Source organism: Nonomuraea mangrovi, from assembly GCF_042681425.1.
GTDB classification, from domain to species: Bacteria; Actinomycetota; Actinomycetes; order Streptosporangiales; family Streptosporangiaceae; genus Nonomuraea; species Nonomuraea mangrovi.
Genome location: NZ_JBHUFV010000105.1, coordinates 160,692 through 178,591, shown reverse-complemented (window position 1 = coordinate 178,591; position 17,900 = coordinate 160,692). Strand labels below are relative to the sequence as shown.

General features: G+C 71.4%; 16 protein-coding genes. 8 read left to right on the top strand and 8 right to left on the bottom strand.

The features are described from left to right. Window positions 1-9 precede the first annotated feature (9 nt). A complete protein-coding gene (locus ACFSKW_RS53265) occupies window positions 10-618 on the bottom strand; it encodes a MarC family protein (protein ID WP_379583305.1) in 609 nt (202 codons plus the stop codon). A gap of 39 nt (window positions 619-657) precedes the next feature. After that, window positions 658-1,287 carry a DUF6758 family protein gene (locus ACFSKW_RS53260; protein WP_379583303.1) on the bottom strand — a complete coding sequence of 210 codons (630 nt, stop codon included), beginning with the start codon at window positions 1,285-1,287 and terminating at the stop codon, window positions 658-660. Window positions 1,288-1,361: 74 nt separating this feature from the next. On the opposite strand from ACFSKW_RS53260, the gene ACFSKW_RS53255 reads away from it, so the two are divergent. After that, window positions 1,362-1,757 carry an NUDIX hydrolase gene (locus ACFSKW_RS53255; protein WP_379583301.1) on the top strand — a complete coding sequence of 132 codons (396 nt, stop codon included), beginning with the start codon at window positions 1,362-1,364 and terminating at the stop codon, window positions 1,755-1,757. Between the two features lie 136 nt (window positions 1,758-1,893). Here ACFSKW_RS53255 and ACFSKW_RS53250 read toward each other — a convergent pair whose 3' ends face one another. Further along, entirely contained in the window at window positions 1,894-4,170 is a 2,277-nt protein-coding gene (locus ACFSKW_RS53250) for a beta propeller repeat protein (RefSeq protein WP_379583299.1), read from the bottom strand. A 1,434-nt stretch (window positions 4,171-5,604) separates the two neighbouring features. Next, window positions 5,605-6,624, bottom strand: a complete 1,020-nt coding sequence (locus ACFSKW_RS53245; RefSeq protein ID WP_379583297.1) for a CPBP family glutamic-type intramembrane protease — start codon at window positions 6,622-6,624, stop codon at window positions 5,605-5,607. A 96-nt stretch (window positions 6,625-6,720) separates the two neighbouring features. Between ACFSKW_RS53245 and ACFSKW_RS53240 the strand changes: the two genes are divergently transcribed. Next, window positions 6,721-7,398, top strand: a complete 678-nt coding sequence (locus ACFSKW_RS53240) for a hypothetical protein (RefSeq protein WP_379583295.1) — start codon at window positions 6,721-6,723, stop codon at window positions 7,396-7,398. Next, the gene (locus ACFSKW_RS53235; protein WP_379583293.1) at window positions 7,395-7,934 is read left to right on the top strand and encodes a DUF6529 family protein; all 540 of its coding nucleotides are present in this window, start codon (window positions 7,395-7,397) and stop codon (window positions 7,932-7,934) included. Before ACFSKW_RS53240 ends, ACFSKW_RS53235 begins: the two co-directional genes overlap by 4 nt. Before the next feature lie 731 nt (window positions 7,935-8,665). Here the strand turns inward: ACFSKW_RS53235 and ACFSKW_RS53230 are convergent. After that, entirely contained in the window at window positions 8,666-9,604 is a 939-nt protein-coding gene (locus tag ACFSKW_RS53230; RefSeq protein ID WP_379583291.1) for an HpcH/HpaI aldolase/citrate lyase family protein, read from the bottom strand. A 284-nt stretch (window positions 9,605-9,888) separates the two neighbouring features. After that, entirely contained in the window at window positions 9,889-10,635 is a 747-nt protein-coding gene (gene uppS, locus ACFSKW_RS53225) for a polyprenyl diphosphate synthase (protein WP_379583289.1), read from the bottom strand. A 184-nt stretch (window positions 10,636-10,819) separates the two neighbouring features. On the opposite strand from uppS, the gene ACFSKW_RS53220 reads away from it, so the two are divergent. Both ACFSKW_RS53220 and ACFSKW_RS53215 read left to right on the top strand, forming a co-directional pair. Next, window positions 10,820-11,170 (top strand): hypothetical protein, encoded by a 351-nt coding sequence (locus ACFSKW_RS53220; protein WP_379583287.1) that lies wholly within the window; start codon window positions 10,820-10,822, stop codon window positions 11,168-11,170. A 10-nt stretch (window positions 11,171-11,180) separates the two neighbouring features. Next, window positions 11,181-13,409 (top strand): serine/threonine-protein kinase, encoded by a 2,229-nt coding sequence (locus ACFSKW_RS53215; protein WP_379583285.1) that lies wholly within the window; start codon window positions 11,181-11,183, stop codon window positions 13,407-13,409. A 124-nt stretch (window positions 13,410-13,533) separates the two neighbouring features. Here the strand turns inward: ACFSKW_RS53215 and ACFSKW_RS53210 are convergent, their stop codons facing one another. Continuing rightward, entirely contained in the window at window positions 13,534-14,469 is a 936-nt protein-coding gene (locus ACFSKW_RS53210; protein WP_379583283.1) for an EamA family transporter, read from the bottom strand. A gap of 82 nt (window positions 14,470-14,551) precedes the next feature. Here ACFSKW_RS53210 and ACFSKW_RS53205 point away from each other — a divergent pair, with 82 nt between their 5' ends. Together ACFSKW_RS53205 and ACFSKW_RS53200 are read left to right on the top strand one after the other, a co-directional pair. Next, the gene (locus ACFSKW_RS53205; protein WP_379583281.1) at window positions 14,552-15,766 is read left to right on the top strand and encodes a magnesium transporter MgtE N-terminal domain-containing protein; all 1,215 of its coding nucleotides are present in this window, start codon (window positions 14,552-14,554) and stop codon (window positions 15,764-15,766) included. Further along, complete coding sequence (locus ACFSKW_RS53200) at window positions 15,756-16,223, top strand: DUF1003 domain-containing protein (RefSeq protein ID WP_379583279.1); 468 nt, start codon at window positions 15,756-15,758, stop codon at window positions 16,221-16,223. The genes ACFSKW_RS53205 and ACFSKW_RS53200 overlap by 11 nt, the downstream gene beginning before the upstream one ends. Here ACFSKW_RS53200 and ACFSKW_RS53195 read toward each other — a convergent pair. Then, a complete protein-coding gene (locus ACFSKW_RS53195) occupies window positions 16,195-16,638 on the bottom strand; it encodes a MarR family winged helix-turn-helix transcriptional regulator (protein WP_379583277.1) in 444 nt (147 codons plus the stop codon). The genes ACFSKW_RS53200 and ACFSKW_RS53195 overlap by 29 nt on opposite strands. 92 nt (window positions 16,639-16,730) lie before the next feature. Between ACFSKW_RS53195 and ACFSKW_RS53190 the strand changes: the two genes are divergently transcribed. Next, window positions 16,731-17,870 carry an Mrp/NBP35 family ATP-binding protein gene (locus ACFSKW_RS53190; protein ID WP_379583276.1) on the top strand — a complete coding sequence of 380 codons (1,140 nt, stop codon included), beginning with the start codon at window positions 16,731-16,733 and terminating at the stop codon, window positions 17,868-17,870. Window positions 17,871-17,900 lie beyond the last annotated feature (30 nt).

Sequence of the window (17,900 nt, the reverse complement as noted above, 5' to 3'; positions counted from 1 at the left end):
CGTTCGAGGTCAGGCCGTGAGGGAACGGATGGCGGTGATGATGAGCTGGACGGCCAGCGCGGCCAGCAGCAGGCCGGCGATCCTGGTGACCAGCTCCACCCCGTTCTCCTTGATCACCCGGATGATGCTCACCGAGAACCGCATGAACAACCACAGCACCACGTGCACCGCCGCGATGGCCAGCCCCAGCGCCAGGATGCCGCCCTTCACCGCCCCTGCCTGCTGGGCGAACACGATCGTGGCCACGATGGCTCCTGGGCCCGCCAGCAGAGGGGTCCCGAGGGGCACCAGCGCCACGTTGACGTTCGACTTCACGGTGCCCGCCCGCGGCTCCGTCGTCCCCCGCAACAGTTCCAGGGCGACCAGCAGCAGGAGCAGCCCGCCCGCGATCTGCATGGCGGGCACCTCCACGTGCAGGTACCCCAGGATGACCTGGCCGAAGACCGCGAACACCACGATCAGGCAGAACGCCGTGATCGCCGCCTGCGCCGCGATGCGCCTGCGTTCGGCGGGAGTACGGCCGCCGGTGTAGGCGAGGAAGAGCGGAATGACGCCGGGCGGGTCCATGATGACGAACATCGTGACGAACGCCTCGACGAAGAACCTGACGTCGAACACCGCGCCCCCCTGCCGGTGAGGGGGGAACAGAGCACGATCCTAACTCTCGAGCCTCGGAGAGAAGGCGCCGAAGGGCAGGTCGAAGTCCTGGTCGTGCGCGCGCAGGTCACGCAGGGTCAGCTGGTCCAGGACGATGAAGCAACCGGCCTCGGCCGGCCACACGACGGTCCAGAGCCAGTTGCCGAGCGCCTCGCCCGCGTAGACGGCCCTGTCGTCGGGCGCCCTGACGCACCACAGCGCGGTCGGGTGCCCGAGCACGTCGATCTTGGCGTTCGGCGGCCCTTCGCCGAAGCCTCCGCCTGGATCGGGGCCGTCGAGGCCGGCGAAGCTCGCGCCGAGGCCGACGCCGGGCTCTTCGGCGATGACAACCATGTCGGCGGGGCCATGCGTGACCGAAGGACCCGTCAGCGCTACCAGGCTCGCCCGTGCACCTGTGCGCTCGTCGCCCGCCAGGCCGAACCCCGTCACCAGCCAGCCTGGCGGAAGCGGCCACGGCAGCCACACGGGAACCACCGAGCTCTGCCGTACGGAATCGCAGGCCGAACCGGATGGCTGCAGCGGCTGGAAGGGCAGGACGTCGCCATGCGCGCCGCAGCGCCATGCGCTCGACCACGCGCTCGGTGCATGAAGCGGTCCAAAACATCGTGGACAGGTTGGTGCCGCTCTCACAGCTACTCACGGTGCGTCCCCGAGCACCGATCCGTCAAGGGCGGAGCTCGTTATGCCGCCGTAATCTTGGCCATGTGCGCGTAAATTGTGTGGGCGCGATCATGGTCGCGGATTCGGGCGAACTGCTGCTGATCAAGCGTGGGCGGCCGCCTGGCGAGGGGCTGTGGTCGATCCCCGGCGGCAGGGTCGAGGCGGGAGAGAGCGACGAGGACGCGGTCCGCAGGGAGGTCGCGGAGGAGACGGGCCTGGTGGTGACGGTGGGCGCGCTGGCGGGCGCCGTCGAGCGCCCTGGGCCTGGAGGGGTGGTCTACGTGATCCGCGACTACCTGGCCACCGCGGTCTCGGGGGCGCTCGCGCCGGGCGACGACGCGGCGGCCGTGCGCTGGTGCTCGCGGGCCGAGCTGGACCGCATGCCGCTGACCGACGGGCTGCTCGCCGCCCTGGCGGCGTGGAACGTCCTGCCCGGCTGACCCCTGCCCCGCACGGACATCACGCCGCGCCCGGTCCCGCACGGCAGGCCGGGCCGAGCCCACCGCGGGCACGTGGTGGGCGCCCGTCTCACGCCGCTCCGGCGGGACTTCGTCCTGCCGCCGTCACGTCGCCAGGTCAGCGATCCGACGAGAGCGTGGACGTCCAGAGGATGAGGTGGTCGGAGTTGTAGGTCGTGGAGCGGCCCAGCGCGACCACGTCGGCGGCGGAGACCGTGACGGCGCCGAGCCACTGCGTGCCCTCGCCGCCCAGCTTGTCCCTCGTCAGGTCCTGGCGGTTCCACGCCAGCCCGTCCTCGGAGGTCCAGGCCGCGCTGTCCCCGCTGCCGGGAGCGCCGTGCCAGCCCACCGCCACCAGCCCCTGGGGCGCGGAGGCCAGGTCGTGGACGGCGGCGGCCTGCTCGGCGGGGAGCCAGGAGTAGCTCCAGCTCACGCCTTCGTCGTCGGACACGGCGGCGAACGCCTTGCGGGACCCCGACACCTGCGCGGTGCCCATGGCGACGATCCGCTCGCCGTACCGGACGACCTGGCGCAGGCCCGCCGAGGTGGCGTGGGGAGGGAGGAGCCGCTCGCGCGCCTTCCACGTGAGACCGTCCGCGGAGATCCACACGACGCCGCTCTCGCGCTCGGCGCCGCCCGAGCCGCCGACGGCGACGTAGGCGCCCTGGCCCGCGGCGACGTCGTGGATGCGGACGCCCGCGCCGTCCCGCGGCAGCTTCGCCACGCGGCTGAACGTGCGCAGGTCGGTCGTGTACCAGAGCGCGGCGGCGGCCGTACCGGAGGCCGACCTGTCCTCGCCCGCGATCACGTAGCCGCCCTCGCCCGCGGCCACCGACCGCATCGACAGGTACGGCTGGCCGTCGGCGCGGCCCGGCGCGTCGATCCTCTTCCAGGAGCGGCCGTCCGCCGATCCGACGAGTAGCGGCTCGGTGGAGGAGGCGTCCGGCATGGTGGTGCCGACGGCCAGCCAGCCCTTGCGGCCGTGCGCGAGGTCGGTGAGCTCCTGCTGCCGAGGGGCGCCGAGCGTGACGGACTTCCAGTCGACGGCGTTCGTGCTCGTCCAGATGCCCGCGTCGCCCGAGGCCGAGCCGACGGCGACGAACCGGCCGTCGGCGGCGGCGACCCTGGCCGTCTGCCGGGCGACCCTGGTCAGGCCCCTGATGTCGGCCAGCGGGACCTTCGCGGCCTGGCCGCCGTCCTTGGCGGTCATCAGCACGAGCTGGTTGTCGACGTCGGCGGCGGCCTGGTCGCCGCCCACGACCAGCGTGCCCGAGTCGGCCAGCGTCAGCCCGCGCACGGTCGCGCCCGGCATGCTGCCGAGGTCGGCGCGCTTGGTCCACTTCGCCGCGTCGGCGCTGGTGTAGACGGTGTAGCTGTCGAGGCCCGACTGGCTGACGGCGGCCAGCCCTCCGGCGTGGGTGACGACCGCGTTGACGCCCGTACTCTGCGCGTCGAGCCCGCCGATCGCGCCGCATCTGTTCCACTCCGCGCCGGTGGGCGAGCAGTAGACCTGCACGTCGCCCCTGGGCTCGCGGTGCCTGGTCGGGATCAGCACGAAGCGCTGCGGCAGCACGGCGAGCGCGCCCTGCCTGGGCGCGATGTCAGGCAGTCGTGTCGCGGTGCGGACCCAGGTGCGCCCGCCGTCCGTCGACCGCATGACGACCGAACCGCCGCCCTGGGCGGGCTGGGCCAGGACGACGACCTGATCCTCCCTGGCCACGACGGTCTTGAACTCGCCGACCTTGTCGGGCGTGCCGATGTCGCGGCTGTCGACCCGCGTCCACGCCCGGCCGTCGGCCGAGTGCCACGCGACGGGCCCCGCGGTGCCGTCCTGCAGCACCGTACGGCCCACGGCGACGAACCCCGACGCGGTCCTGGCGACGTCGCGGATCAGGTCGCCCTTCCTGAACGCCTGCAGGCCGCTCTGCTCGACGGCCGCCCACGTCGATCCGTCCGTGCTCGTCCACAGGCCCCGCTCGTCGCCCACGCCGTCCTGGCCGAAGGCGAGCCAGGCCCCGTTCGCTCCGACGACCCGCTGGACGGTGGTGGTCGTGGAGCCGGTGACGTTGGCGAGCTGCCAGGTGGCGCCGCTGTCAGGAGAGTAGAGGAACAGCGGTCGCGGGACGGGGCTGGTGGTGTCGCTGCCCACGGCGACCACGGCCCTGCCCACGGCGGCCAGGTCGTTGAGCTTCTGGTTGGAGCCGTCGCCCGCCGCGGGGACCACGAACAGCTCGTCGCCTGACCGGCTGGAGCCCGCGGCCAGGCGCAGTCCTTCCTGACCCGCGTTCCACAGCTGCCAGAGGATCACGCCGGCGGCCACGGTCAGGGCGAGGGTGATCACGACCAGATAGGGGCCGACGGGGTGGCGCCGCCTGACCGGGCTCGACCTGCGCATCGCGGAGGGCGCCGGCCCACGGTGATGCCTGCCCGCCGCGCCGCCCGGCGGGGTCGGACCGGAGGCGACGAGCAGGTCGGGACGGGTCGGGCGACCCCCCGGCGGCCGCCCGACCCTGCGGACCGGCTCTCCTGCGCCCTGCTCCTCTGGGGGGACGCGCCCCGCGTCGGCGGATCCTGCACGAAGGCGTTCGGATTCCGTGGGGCGGTGATCGGGTTCCCACGGGAGGTCGTCGGATCCGCCGGGGACGCTCTCCGACGCCTCGTGAGGACGGTCTGATCTCCCGTGGACGTGGCCGGAATCCCCGGGAAGGCGTTCGGGGTCCGCGGGGAACTCGGAGGCGACGCGTTCGGGCTCGGCGGGGATCTCGGAGCGCACGGGGATGGGCGGCGCTTCGGCCCCTTCCCCGGTCCGCCCGCCGTGGTGGACCTCCTGCGGATCCCCCTGCGCCTCGGACCGCGCGGGCTCCGGTCGCGGCGCCGGCGTCCTGTACGGCTCGACGCGGGTCTTCGGCGGGCCCGTCCTGATCCCTGGCGGGCGGGGGTGCGGCGCGGTGGGCCTGTCCCGCTCCGTCCGGTCGGCGCCGTACGCGGCCGGATCCTCCCGCTCCTCGGCAGGCGTCTCCGGCTCGGCACCCGGGGCCTGGGTGCCCGATCGGGTGCCCTGAGCCTGGGTATCCGGAGCTGGTACCTCGGAAGCCTGAGACCCCGGATCCTGGTCGCTCGGAGTCCGGTCGCTCGGAGTCCGGTCGCTCGGTTCCTGGTCGCTCGCTGGTGGAGTGCTCGATGGCGGGGTGGTCGGGGGTTGGGCTCCTGGTGGAGTACGGGGTGGTCGGGGGCGGGGCGGGCCCGAGGCCACCAGTTTGTCCGGGTGCACGGCCCTGCGCGGGCGGCGCGGCTCGGCTTCCTGCGGCCTCGTCTCGTGCGCGGCCGGCGAGCTGTACGGCCTGCGACCCTTCGGCCACGCCGCGGCGTCGCCCTCGGCCTGGTCGTCCTCAGGTGTGGGCGAGGCGAACGGCGGCATCCCCCACGGCGAGGCGACCGGAACGCCGCGGGCGTGGTCGTCCCTCGGTCCGGGGGGCGCGTGCCTGATCCTCGGCTCCTCCGGCGTACCCGATCCGCCGGGGGGACGCGGCTCCCCCTCCCTGTGCGCCGCGTCCTCGGGTGTACGAGGCTCGGGAGCGCGCGGACCGTCGTCCGGCGGTTGCCGTGGTGAGCGCGGATCGCTGGGGCCCGAGGCCACGCGACGCACCTCCTAGTCGGAAATGTCCGGACCGTTCCAGTTATGTACGCCTATTTCGGGAGACGCACGCCGGTACTTCTACCCCATCCGCCGAGATGATCACCTGCGCGCACCTCCACAGAATCCAGAGCAACACGCCCGCGCCGCGATGGCGAGACCTCTCTAGCGAGATTCGTGGAACCCTCGCGTGCTTTATGGAGAAACGGTGCTGATCGCCCGCTTTCTCGCCCACCACAGCACCCCGCCGGCGAACACGGACAGTTGCACCACGGTCCCCACCAGCGACTGCCACGGCACCGCCCCCTGCTGCATGGCGTCCTCGAGATTGCCCGCCGCCGCGCTCAGCCCGAAGGCCAGCGTGTTGTTCACCACATGCATGGCGATCGCCGCCTCCAGCCCGCCCGTCTTCACCGCCAGCCAGCCCATGAGGACACCGAAACTGAACACGTCGAGGATGCCCCAGTCGGTGTAGGCGTGCAGCGCCGCGAAACCGGCGGAACCGACCACGATGCCGGGCCACGGCGACCGGATGTAGGCGCCGAACGCCTGCAGGAGCCAGCCGCGGAAGACGTACTCCTCCGCCGCCGCCTGGAACGGCACCAGCAGCACGATCACCACCAGCGCGGGAAGGAACGTCGCCCACCCCTTCCACCCGAGCAGCTCCGAGGTGTCCTCCCCCGTGGCCACGTAGGCCAGCCAGAGCGCACCCTGCCCGAGCAGCAACGCCACCAGGCCGATGGCCGCGCACTGCGCCATCCACCCCCACCGGAGGCGTCCCACGACCGACGACAGCGTGCCCGGTGGCCTGCGCTGGAACAGCGCCACCGCCCCGTACACGATCGGCAGCACCGCGGCGATCGACAGCAGCGTCACCGCCAGGCCGAACACGGGATCGCCGAACAGCTGCTGCCCTCCCGTCGTCGGCATCGGCATGCCGAGGATCCACGCCACGACCAGCCCGGCCAGCATCACGAAGAAGGCCATCCCGAAGAAGCCCAGCGCCACGACCAGCGTGCCGACGACCTGCCGCCACCAGGCGTTCAGCGGGTTCCTCGCCAGATGGTCGTACCTGCTCCCCTTGGACGCGGGCAGGAACCACGGCGGCTTCGGCGGCTGCATGCCGTACTGGCCCTGCGGGTAAGGCCCTGGTTGGTACTGCGCGGCGTGCGGCGGCTGCGAGCCGTACGTCACCGGTGGCTGGTTGTCGTGCATCTCTTCATTCTGTCCGGGCGGATGCGCATAAGTTCACAGACAAGGCGCCAGATAAGACGGATTCTCGGGGGAGACATCCGAACGTGGGGAGCACTCATGTCAAGGCTGGGGCCGTTCATCACCCTGGCGGCGGGCGCCGCGCTCGCCGCCGGACTGGGTGTGGCCAGTACCACCGCGGCGCCAGGAGACCAGACCGTCGCCGCCACCGCCGCACCGGGCGCCGAGGCGACCTCCACAGCGACCGCGTCCGCCGCCCCCTCACCCAAGCAGCCCGAACGGCGGGCGGCCGTGAAGGCCGACTACGCCGGACGGGTGCAGGGCAACGGCGGGCTCGTCGCCGTCTCCATCAGGAACGGCAAGGCCGTCGGCTACTTCTGCGACGGCGTGACCGAGGCCTGGTTCGCCGGAAAGGCGACCGACGGCCGGATCGCGCTGAAAGGCTTCGGCGACGCCAGCCTCACCGCCGTCCTGGGCGGCGGCAAGGCGAAGGGCGAGCTTGCCCTCAGCGGCAAGGTGTGGGACTTCAGCGCGCCCACGGTCAAGAAGCCCTCAGGCCTCTACCGGGCGACCACCCAGGTGCGCGGCGCGCGCTACCGGGCCGGATGGATCGTCCTGCCCCGCCCGGACGGCAACGGATTCGTCCAGGTCGGCGCCATGGTCAAGAACGGCGAGCCGGTGCCCGTGCCCACCATCACACCGGGTTCGCCCGTGAACATCGACGGCGACACCGTCACCCCCAAGGACGTCGACGCGTTCATCCAGGAGATGCCATGACCATCGCGGTGGACAAGCGCACAGCCGTCGGCCTGCTGGTGCCGCTCCTGGTGGGCGCCCTGGTGATGGTCGGGCTCGGCGTGTACGGGCGTCTGCACACGCCCACCGGCTTCGCCGTCGGACCCGCCGGGTTCTCGGGGGCCCTGGCGATGAAGGCCTGGCTGACGACAGGCGCGTTCCTGCTCGCCATCGTGCAGGTGGTCTCGGCGCTGTCCATGTGGGGCAAGCTCGGCGTCACCATCCCCGCGTGGGTGCACAGGTGGTCAGGGCGGGTGGCCTTCCTGCTCACCGTGCCGGTCGCCTTCCACTGCCTGTACGCGCTCGGGCTCCAGTACGACGTGCCCAGGGTGCTGGTGCACTCGTTCCTCGGATGCTTCTTCTACGGGGTGTTCGCCGCCAAGATGCTGGCGCTGCCACGCAAGGGGCTGCCAGGGTGGAGCCTGCCGCTGCTGGGAGGCGCGGTGTTCGTGGCGCTGGTCGGGCTGTGGCTGACCTCGTCGTTCTGGTTCTTCACCACGATCGGCGTGCAGTTCTGATCCCCTCCGACGCGTGCCGCTCTCCCGGGCCCGGCCGTGGTACGGCCGGCCCTCTGGACCCAGCCGCGGTACGGCCGCCCCGAGGTGAACGGCTCACCCCACCCCTGACCCCGGCCGACCGCCCGGGGTCAGGGACGCGTCGAACGAGAGGAACGCCACCTACGGGGATTCGGCTGGTGACGCGGGTCTCAGGACGAGCGGGTCTCACGAGCAGAGGTGCCGTCCGCAGCGCCGGGGCGGTGGCCTCGAGGCCGGAGGGTCGAAACTCCCAGAGGGCCAAGGTCCAGGGAACCGCCGGCCCCGGAGCCTGAGGTCTTGGCAGCCCGAGGTGTGGGCACCCCGAGGTGTGGCCAGCGAGGTGTGGGCAGCCTGAGGTGTGGGCAGCCCGAGGTCTCAAGAGCCAGAGATCTCGGAATCCCCCGGTCCCGGAAGCTGGGGTCCCCATGAGCCATAAGCCTGGAGAACCGGAAGCCCACGGACCTGGGAGCCGGAGATCCCGAGTCGCCCGAGGTTCCGGGAGCCCGACCTTCCGGGAGCCCGACCTTCCGGGAGCCCGACCTTCCGGGAGCCGGAGGCCCCGGAGACGCGACGCCCGGAACCCCAAGGTCCCGGAAGCCCAGGGTTCCCAGGAGCCGTAAGCCCGGGGAACCGGAGGTCCTGGAAGTCCACGGACCGGAGATCCCGGTGTCGGGGATGGAGGCCTCGGGTGGAGGTGCCGAGGGCTGGAGGTGTCAGGTGTTCGGGGTGAAGGTGGTGGTGCGCCGGAGGCCGACGGCGCGGCCTTTGGCGGCCACCACCAGCGCCATCTTACGTGACGCCTCGTCGATCATCTCGTCGCCGAGCATCACCGCGCCCCGCCGCTCGACCGTCGTGTAGTACTCGTACGCCTCAAGGATCAGCTCGGCGTGGTCGTAGTCCTCCTGTGCCGGCGAGAAGACCTCGTTGGCCGCCTCCACCTGGAGCGGATGCAGCACCCACTTCCCGTCGAACCCCAGCGCCGCCGCCCTGCGCGCCACCCGCCGGTACCCCTCGACGTCCTTGATCTGCAGGTACGGCCCGTCGATCACCTGGAGGTCGTGCATGCGTGCCGCCATCAGCAGCCGCATCAGGATGTAGTGGTAGGCGTCGCCCTCGGTGTAGCCGGGCGGCTGCTCCCCCACGACCAGCGTGCGCATGTTGATCGAGGCCATGAAGTCGGCGGGCCCGAACACCAGCGTCTCCAGACGCGGCGAGGACCCTGCGATGGCGTCGGCGTTCACCAGGCCGCGCGCGTTCTCGATCTGCGCCTCGATGCCGATGCGGCCCACCTCGAAGCCCATCGTCCGCTCGATCTGGGTGAGCAGCGTGTCGAGCCACACCACCTGGGTGGGGTCCTGCACCTTCGGCAGCATCACGCAGTCGAGGAACTCCCCCGCGCCCTCCACGACCTCGATCACGTCGCGGTAGGTCCACTGGGTGGTGAGGTCGTTCACCCTGACGACGCGCACCTTGCCGCCCCAGTCGCCCTCGCGCAGGGCGGCCACGATGTTCTTGCGCGCCTCCTCCTTGGCCAGGGGAGCCACCGAGTCTTCGAGATCGAGGAAGACCTCGTCGGCGGGCAGGGTCTGGGCCTTCTCGAGGAAGCGCGGGTTGGATCCCGGGACCGCGAGGCAGGAACGGCGTGAGCGCATGCCCAAACGCTAGCGCCGCCCCTGGCCGAAGGGCAGCCTGGGCCCTTCTATCGCGCCCATGCATCCAGCCCCCGCGAACGACGCCCTCGGCACCGAGGGACAGGAGTAAGGCGTGCGGTCGAGAGCCCAGGGAGGCGGGGACGAGGGCCGGGGCGCTCTTGCAAGGGACCGGGGAGCGGTCGACCGCGAAGGCGGACGAAGCGCGGCCGACCTCAGGGATCGCAGGACGAGGGCGCTCACGCATGAGGGTGCACGGGATCGGGATGGGCGTCAGGAGGACCGGGTCAGGGGCGGCGGGCCGCGAAGGAGCGGAGTGCGCGCAGGAAGTCGATGTGCCGGAACCCGGGCCAGTACACCTCGCAGAAGTGCAGCCGCGCCGCCGCGGCCTGCCAGATCAGGAAGCCTGACAGCCGCTGCTCCCCGCTCGTCCTGATGATGAGGTCAGGGTCGGGACGGCCGGCGGTGTACAGGTGGGCGGCGATGTCGTCGGAGGTGATCGTGCGGGCGAGTTCGCCGAGCGGCACGCCCGCGTCGGCCTGGTCGGTCAGCAGGGACCGCACGGCGTCGACCACCTCCTGCCGCCCGTCGTACCCGATGGCGACGGTCAGGTGGTGGTCCGCCCTGTCGCGGGTACGGTCGACGGCCAGTTTGAGCGCGTGGGCCGTGGAGTCGGGCAGTTCGTCGAGTCGTCCCGCCACGTGGAGCCGCCAGCGGGTGGCCGAGTCGATCAGCCGTCCCGCGATGATCTCCTCGATCAGCCGCATGTAGGCGGCGACCTGGCCGGACTCGCGCTTGCGCACGTTGTCGACGGAGGCGACGTAGATGGTGACGTGTCTGATGTCGAGGTCGGCGCACCAGCCGAGGACGGTCTCGATGTGCTCGACGCCGTGGCGGTGCCCCTGGCTCGGGTCGTCCAGGCCCATCTCTCGGGCCCATCGCCGGTTGCCGTCCATCACCATGGCGATGTGGGCGGGCAGTGGGCCCTTCAGCAGCCGGGAACGAAGGTGCCGGGCATAGAGGGCATAGAGCACATCCAGCACCATAGTCCGTTGCACGGGCGACGTTGCGGACGCCCGCCACGTCCTGCTGGAGTGGCGTGGAGGACGGGCGCCGGCCCCGGGACCGCGGTGGGCTCGGCGGGGCTTGCCGTACGGGCAGGTAGGACGAGCGCACGGGCGCGCAGAGAAGCGCGCGCGGAGAAGAGGAGGAGAGCGCGTGGGAGCGATCGAGGAGGGCGCGAAGAAGTCCGGAGTGTTGTGGGTGCACCTGGATCGGCCACGACTGGCGTGGCATATCTGGCACGATGGGGCGATCTATCTGGTTACCGGCGGCGGGGAACAAAATCTGCCGGAACTGGATCAAAAGAACAGCGTGCGGGTGACGCTGAGAAGCAAGGACAACGGGGCGGAGCTGGTGGTGTTCGACGCGGCTGTCGAAGTGGTGGATCAGGCGCAGGCGGCCGAGGCCGTGGCCGCGCTGGCCAAGGAGCGGCTCAACGCGCCCGACGCGGCCGGGTTGACCGACCGTTGGGCTGATACCTCCACCGTTGTACGACTTACCCCATAAGGTGCATTCAGTGCAGAATCTACAGCCGCTCCTGGCCCATGAGGCCACTCGTGTGGGCGACTACGAGCTGCTCGGCCGGTTGGGCGAAGGCGGCCAGGGGGTCGTCTACCTGGCCAGGTCATCCTCAGGCGAGCGCGTGGCCGTCAAGATGCTGCACGCCAGGTTCTCCGGCGACCCCGCCGCGCGTGACCGCTTCCTGAGGGAGGTGGCCGCGGCCAGGAGGGTCGCCGAGTTCTCCACCGCCCGCGTGCTCGACGCCTCCACGGACGGCGACAGACCGTTCATCGTGAGCGAGTACGTGGAGGGCGTCTCCCTCGACGAACTGGTCAGGGAGAGCGGCCCGCGCGCCGCCGGAGCCCTCGAACGGCTCGCGGTGGGCACGATGGCGGCCCTGGCCGCCATCCACAGGGCCGGAGTCGTCCACCGCGACTTCAAACCGAGCAACGTGCTCCTGGGCCTCGACGGCGCCAGGGTCATCGACTTCGGCATCGCCAAGGCCCTGGACGCGACGACGGCCAGCGCGAGCGGCCTCATCGGCACTCCCGCCTACATGTCACCCGAGCAGATCTCCGGGGAGGCCGTGGGCCCCTCCTCCGACCTGTTCGCCTGGGCGGTGACGATGGTGTTCGCGGCGACGGGACGTCCCGCGTTCGGCGGCGACAGCGTACCCGCGATCTTCCACCGGATCCTCACCAAGGAGCCCGAGCTGCCCGGGCTGGCCGAGCCGCTCGGCTCGTTGGTCGAGGCCTGCCTGGCGAAGGAACCGTCGGCGCGCCCCACCGCTCAGGAGGCGCTGCTGCGCCTCGTCGGACACCAGCCCGACGTACGGCCCGCGCCCGCCGGGCAGAGGCCGCCCCGGGCGCCCGCCACTCCTGCCCCCCTCCAGGAGTCAGGCCCCGGCCTACCGGCGACACTCCAGGAGCCCGGCACCCCTGCGACACTCCAGGAACCGGGCACACCAGCCACGCTCCAAGAGCCCGGCACACCAGCCACGCTCCAGGAACCGGGCACACGAGCCACGCTCCGCGAGCCCGGCGCACCAGCGACACTCCAGGAACCGGGCACACCAGCGACACTCCAGGAGCCCGGCACACCAGCCACGCTCCGCGAGCCCGGCGCACCAGCGACGCCTCCCGCGATTCCGGCGACGGGGTCCGCGATGCCGCCGACCCTCTTGGAAACAGGGCAGCCCGCGGACGCCCAGCCGCCCAAGGAGCCGGCACACCCGAGGGACGGGGCATCCCCGGGACACGAGACCCCGCCACGCGGCCACACCGCGTCACCTGGAAACGGCTCGCCATCTGGAGCTGCCGCGCCGCCCGGAGACGCCGCTGCGCTCGAAAGCGCCGCAGCACTCGGAAGCGCCGCGTCTCCTACGGGCGCCAGGCCCCCGGGAGACTCCAGGCAGCCGAGAGACGCTTCGGCGTCTCACGAGGCGCGCCGGCCGCAGGCGGCGGGGATCATCGACAAGGCCAGGGAGGCGACGGCGGCCATCCAGGCTCTGGACGACGCCGCCACCGACCCGGGCACTCCCTCTCGCGACGCCAAGCCGGCCAGGCGCAGGACGCGCCGCCAGCAGGACACCGCGCCGGTCGAGCCGATCCCGACCGCGCTCCTGCCCGAGCTGGGCGACGGCCAGGCACCGCGCGCCAAGCCGCGGAAGCGCAGGCGGCTGCGCCCCGCTCTTCTGCTGGCCACCGCGGCCATAGCGGCGGCGTTCTCCGCGGTGGTGATCGTCCCTTCCCTCATGTCGAACACGGGGGGCGGCGGCGGCGCTCCGTATCAGCAGCAGAACGTCGGCCAGAACCCGGTCTACGAGGACGGCGGCGGGGACCCGCCTCCCTCTCAGCCGACCAGGTCCAAGACGAAGGCGAGCGTGTCCCTTCCGGCTCTGGAGGGCTGGCACGTGGACGACGCCGTGGCGCAGCTGGACAAGCTCGGTCTGGTGGCCAAGCTGAAGAGCGTTCCCGACGACGGGGTGGCCGCGGACTATGTGATCTCGACCTCGCCCGCCTCGGGCCGCGTGGCCAAGGGCAGCACCGTGGTGGTCGTCGTCTCCACGGGCCCTGAAGGGGAGCAGTCCCCCGAGCCGTCCGAGGAGGCCACCGCCGACCCCGGCGACCAGTCGGAGCCGACGGACGACACGACGGCCGAACCGCAGCAGCCGACGCCGACGCAGACGACCGCCGAGGAGAGTCCGACCCCCGAGCCCGAGCTGACCGAACTCAAGGGCGGCTGAGCCCCCGCCCCGGCCGGCCCGGGGCCAAGCACCCTGCCAGGGGCCGGCGTCACCCAAACGGGGGGCCGGCCGGACCGGGGCCGAGTTCCCCTGCCGGCTGGACCGGGGCCGTGGGCCGTGCTGGTCAGACGGGGGTGAGCTCCCGTGCGGGCTCGACCGCGGGCTTGACGACGGTCGCGGTCTGCGCCAGGAGCGCGCCGCTGATCACGATCAGGCCGCCGATGACCTGGAAGAATCCGAGAGACTCACCGATCAGCGCCCATGCCACCACCGCGCCGCCGATCACCTCGAGCGAGGCGACGGTGGCGCCCACGGCGGCCGACAGCCTGCGCACCGCGTTGACGCCGAGGATGTAGGCGATGACGGTCGCCACGACGACCATCCACAGGTAAGCGCCGAGCACCGGCAGGGTGTGCCCGCCCAGCGTGGCCTGCTTCGTGAACGCCTCCCACGGGATGTTCCACGGCCGCGAGAACGGCAGCAGCACGACGGCCGCGCCGATCATGCCCCAGGCGATCAGCCCGAGCGGGTCGACGTCATCCCCGAAGCTATCGTTCATCAGGAAATATCCGGCGCAGCACGCGCCCGCCGCAAGCCCGAGCAGCAGACCGATCGCGTCGATCCGCATCCCCTGCCACGCCTCGACCACGATGCCGAGCCCCACGACCGCGACCACCGCGCCGACGAAGGCGGCGCGCGGCAGCCGTACCCTCCTGACGAAGCGCACCCACACCACGACCATCACCGGCGCCATGAACTCCAGCAGCAGCGCGATACCCACAGGCAACCTCGTGATGGCCACGAAATAGAGGGCCTGCACCCCGGCGACCGCCATCACCGCGTACGCGCCGAAGAACGGCAACCGCGACCGTGGGATGCGCAGCGCCCTCGGCTTCACCACCGCCAGCACGGCCATCAACAGCAACCCAGCGCCCGCCATGCGGGCCCACACGGCTTCGAGCGGGGCCAGCCCCGCCGCGCCGAGAAACTTCGCCATCGGTCCTGAGAAGGCGAAACACCACGACGACACGAAGGCGATCGCCAATCCTGCGTACTTCATATGTCACCACCAATTAGAGGTTTTGATACTTACATGCCAGTCGCAGCGGAGGCAATGCCTCCGCCCCGGTTACGCTGCTGAAGTGAGGATCTTCGTTGCCCGTCTGGCGGGCACCGCGGTCTTCGATCCGGCCGGCGACCAGATCGGCCGCATCAGGGACGTCGTCGCGGGCATGCGGCCCGGGCAGCCGCCACGCGTCCACGGCATGGTGGTCGAGGTCCAGCCCCGGCGCAGAGTGTTCCTGCCCATCACCAGGGTCCGCGGCATCGAGGCGGGCTCGGTCATCTTCACCGGCCGGCTGAACGTGCGCAGGTTCGAGCAGCGCGCCTCCGAGATCCTCGTCATCGGCCAGATGCTCGACCTGACGGTCGAGGTGGGCGGCGAGCCGATGACCGTCTACGACCTGGCCATGGAGGAGGTACGGCCGGCCACCTGGGAGATCACCAAGGTCGCGGTCGTCAGGAGGAAGCGGCGCGAGACGAGGACCGTCGACTGGAACGAGGTCTCGGGCTTCGACACCCTTCAGAAGGATCAGGGCGCCGCGGGGCTCATCGCCGCCTTCGAGTCGATGCGCGCCGCCGACCTGGCCAACGCCCTGCACGCGCTGCCCGGTAAGCGGAGGATCGAGGTCGCGGCCGCGCTCGACGACGAGCGGCTGGCCGACGTCCTGGAGGAGCTGCCGTTGCGCGACCAGATGGGGATCCTCGGGACTCTGGCGCCCGAGCGAGCCGCGGACGTCCTCGAGGAAATGGATCCCGACGACGCCGCCGACCTCCTGCAGGACCTGCCGGAGGACCAGGCGGCTCGCCTGCTGGCGCTGATGGAGCCGAGAGACGCGGCGCCGGTCCGCAGGCTGCTCAGCTACGACGAGAACACCGCGGGCGGCATGATGACCACCGAACCCGTGATCCTGCCGCCCAGCGCCACGATCGCCGAGGCGCTGGCCCAGATCAGGCAGAAGGACCTGCCTCCCGCGGTGGCCGCCCAGGTCTTCGTCACGCGCGCGCCGAACGAGACGCCCACCGGCACCTATCTCGGAGTCACGCACTTCCAACGGCTGCTGCGGGACCCGCCGTCCACATTGCTCGGCGCGGTCATCGACGCCTCACTCGACCCGATCAGGCCGGAGCTGCCGCTGACCGAGGTCACCTCCTACCTCGCCACCTACAACCTCGTGGCGGCTCCCGTCGTCGACGAGCTGGGCCAGCTCGTGGGCGCGGTGACCGTCGACGACGTCCTCGACCACCTGCTTCCCGAGGGCTGGCGCGATGCCGAGGACTGGCGCAATGGCGATTGACCGGCTCGACCAGCCGAGAGAGCTGAGGCGCAGCTTCCGGCCCCACTACGACCCCGAGGCGTTCGGGAAGCTGTCGGAGGAGATCGCCCGCTTCCTGGGCACCGCCCGCTTCATCGTCTACATGACGGTCTTCGTCGCGCTCTGGATCGGCTGGAACGCCCTCGCGCCCGCCAACCTGACCTTCGACCCGTATCCGTTCATCTTCCTGACGCTGATGCTCTCGCTCCAGGCTTCGTACGCGGCGCCGCTGATCCTGCTGGCCCAGAACCGCCAGGACGACCGCGACCGCGTGCAGTACGAGCAGGACCGGCTGGCCAGCGAACGCAACCAGGCCGACATCGAGTACCTGACCCGCGAGGTCGCGGGGCTGCGCCTGGCCATCGGCGAGCTGGCGACCCGCGACTTCCTCCGCTCGGAGCTGCAGCGCTTCAGCGAGGAGCGACCAGAATCTTCGTGAGCATCGCCGTGCACTGGGCGAGCTCCTCGGGCTCCAGCACGTCGAGGAACTCGGCGCGGATGCCGCGCAGGTAGGTGGGCGTGGCCTCGGCCAGCCGTACGGCTCCGAGGTCGGTGAGCACGGCGAACAGGCCGCGGGCGTCGTCGGCGCACGCCTCGCGCTGGACCAGCCCGTCGCGCTGCAGGCGGTCGATGAGCCTGGTCAGCCCGCTGCGCGAGAGCAGGACCCGGTCGGCCAGGTCGTTCATCCGCAACCGCCACTCCGTCGCCTCGGACAGCTGGAGCAGCACGTCATAGGAGGCCAGCGCCAGGTCGTGAGCGTCGAGCAGCTCGCTCTCCAGGCGGCGGGTGATGCGCACCTGGGCCCGCTGCATCATGCGCCAGACGGTCGACTCCTCGGGCGAGATCCCCACCATGGCGGCATCCTACTGAGAAGAACGGCCACATTCAGGCAGCCAGATCGGCCCCTACGTTCGGCATACCCAGTCTGGGTTCATACCATGGACTCATGGCACCTTCCCCGGAACAGGTGACAGCCGCACTCGCCACGGTCAACGACCCCGAGATCCGCCGGCCGATCACCGACCTTGACATGGTCAAGAGCATCGACATCTCTCCCTCGGGTGAGGTCGTCGTCGGCATCTACCTGACGGTGGCGGGGTGTCCGTTGAAAGACACGATCACCCGCGACGTCACCAATGCCGTCTCCAAACTCGACGGCGTCTCAGGCGTGCGCGTCGTCCTCGACGTGATGAGCCAGGAGCAGCGCAAGGACCTGCAGACCAAGCTGCGCGGCAACAGGGCTCCCGAGAAGGAGATCCCCTTCAACCAGCCGGGCTCGCTGACCCGCGTGTTCGCGGTGGCCAGCGGCAAGGGCGGCGTCGGCAAGTCGTCGGTGACCGTCAACCTGGCCGCGGCGATGGCCTCGCAGGGCCTCAAGGTGGGCATCGTCGACGCCGACATCTACGGCCACAGCGTCCCGCGCATGCTCGGCGCGTCGGATCGTCCCACCAAGGTCGAGGACATGATCATGCCGCCGGTGGCGCATGACATCAAGGTCATCTCGGTCGGGATGTTCAAGCCCGAGGGCAACTCGCCCGTGGTGTGGCGCGGGCCGATGCTCGACCGCGCGCTGCACCAGTTCCTCGCCGACGTCTACTGGGGCGACCTCGACATCCTGCTGCTCGACCTGCCGCCCGGCACCGGCGACATCGCGATCTCGGTCGCGCAGCGCCTGCCCGGCGCGGAGATCCTGGTCGTCACGACCCCGCAGATGGCCGCGGCCGAGGTGGCCGAGCGCGCGGGCAGCATCGCCGCCCAGACGCACCAGCAGATCGCCGGCGTCATCGAGAACATGGCGTGGCTGCCCTGCCCGCACTGCGACGAGAAGATCAACGTCTTCGGCGAGGGCGGCGGCCAGATCGTGGCCGACGCGCTGACCCGCACACTGGGCGCCAGGGTGCCGCTGCTCGGCCAGGTGCCGATCGACACGCGCCTGCGCGAGGGCGGCGACGAGGGCAAGCCACTCGTCCTGACCGACCCTGACTCGCCCGCGGCGGCCGAGCTCGGCCGGATCGCGACCGCGCTGTCGAAGCGCGGCTCCAGCATCAAGGGCATGCAGCTCGGCCTTTCGCCCGCCGGCCGCTGATCATCCGTTGAACGACGTCGCGGGCGTGCC